At 29.7% G+C, this 1,827-nt stretch carries 2 protein-coding genes; both read right to left on the bottom strand.

The features are described 5' to 3' along the window. Positions 1-371: 371 nt before the first annotated feature. Positions 372-1,259 carry an IS3 family transposase gene (locus tag AZI32_RS16895; RefSeq protein ID WP_275934996.1) on the bottom strand — a complete coding sequence of 296 codons (888 nt, stop codon included), beginning with the start codon at positions 1,257-1,259 and terminating at the stop codon, positions 372-374. 29 nt (positions 1,260-1,288) lie between these two features. Further along, the gene (locus AZI32_RS16890; protein WP_061997118.1) at positions 1,289-1,594 is read right to left on the bottom strand and encodes a transposase; all 306 of its coding nucleotides are present in this window, start codon (positions 1,592-1,594) and stop codon (positions 1,289-1,291) included. Between the last annotated feature and the right edge of the window lie 233 nt (positions 1,595-1,827).

Here is a 1,827-nt window from a genome sequence, read left to right as displayed (position 1 = left end):
TGGACTAATCCAGTTTCCTCATTTTCCCGTAACAAGACAAGTAAAGAACCAGTACCTACTACATTAACTTTAGCAAAATACCTAAACAATCAAGACCTTACAGTATTAGCTCCATCACAAGTGGGACAGGTTCACTTATGGCTATTTTCTTCGCTTAAACTGTAGATTCCACAATTGCTCTATTTCCACAATAAAATAAGCAAAGAACCAGTACCACTATTTTAGTTTTAGTAAAACTTTTAAACACGTAATTTACTAAAGTTCCACTTCCATCACAAATGGGACTTTATCAATTAAGAGTTAAGAGTTAATAACGGACGGCTCCCCTCTAATTGGACAAACTTAACTTATACTAATATATGCTTAAATTTTTAAACACACATTAAATTCTTAAGATAATATTCGTGTGGTGTAACATATCCAATTGAAGAGTGTATTCTCTCATTGTTATATCTATAAACAAAATCATTTATATTATTGCGGATATCATCTAAACTCCAATATATACTTCCAGTAAGGCATTCGTCTTGAAGATATCTATGATATGATTCAATGAAAGCATTGTAATTTGGACTTTTAACAGGTATTCTTTCATGAATAACATTTTCATCAAGACAAGATTTTTCAAAGATACCACTAATAAATTGACTACCATTATCCGTACGGATTACTAATCCATTTGGATTATCTTTAATGCCTCTGGAATATAAACCTTGAATTAAAACTTTTTTCGCAACTTCACCAGTTGCAGATAAATCTATTGATGTGCTTACAAGTTCTCTATCAAACACATCAATTATAGAAGTAATATAAGCAGTTCGCTTTGTTCCAGCTATAAACGCATACTTTATATCCATTTGCCACAATTGGTTTGATTTTATTATTGTTCTACTTTCGCAGACGCGTGACACTCGTTTTAGAGTGCGTTTTCTATTTGGATCTAACAAGTTTAAGCTTTTCATTAATCTTCTAACTTTTTTCTTATTAATCTTAATATTGTAGTTATTTCTTAAAACAGCAGTAACTTTCTTATAACCATAGAATTTACTAGTTTTTTGAGATTTAATTTTTACTATATAGTTTTGTATATCTAAGTCATTAACCTTATCTCCATCAAAGTTATAACTAAACCCAGGTGTCTTACGACCTGTATTAGCGTAGCTTCTCCCAGCATACTCATGTTTTATCTTATAGTAATAAGAGGACTTAGATAATTCTACAATACTTAATACAGTAACAACTTTATAACCTAAAGTTATCCACTTATGAGCAATAGCAATTTTATCATCTAACGTTGGTTGTTTTTTTTTAGAAGATCCTCAAGGATTGCTATTTTTAATTTAAGATCTTCATTTTCATCCTTAAATTTATGATATTCTTTTTTATAATTAGGTATAATCTCACCTTCCTTTGGATTTTTCGGTTTTATAGTTTGAGAATACCTACGGTAATTGTTAACCCATGTGCTTAATTGAACAGGATTAATATCATATTTTTTAGCTATTAAAGAATTACTACCAGATTCAAGGACTTCTTTAACATAAGCAACTCTTTGTTCTTCTGAAAACTTTCTTTTAAAAACAACTTTTGACATATTGTAGCCCTCCTAATTTCATTAATATAATTGTAAATATCTAAATTAACTTTGTCCAATCCAATTAGGGGGGCTATAGGATAATTAATAGTTATGGTTATTACTAATCACTTTGTTCCTAGTAATACTAAACGTATTTTTTAAATCTAACTAAGTAATAAATTATGGTCTTGGCTCCATAACAAATGGGACAGGCACGGTAAGTTTATTTTCTTCGTTAACACTTGATACTC

The sequence above is a fragment of the Clostridium sp. ATCC 25772 genome, from assembly GCF_001573875.1.
Lineage (GTDB): Bacteria > Bacillota > Clostridia > Clostridiales > Clostridiaceae > Clostridium_J > Clostridium_J senegalense.
The sequence above is the reverse complement of the archived record's forward strand: the minus strand, read 5'-3'. Positions and strand labels throughout refer to the sequence as shown.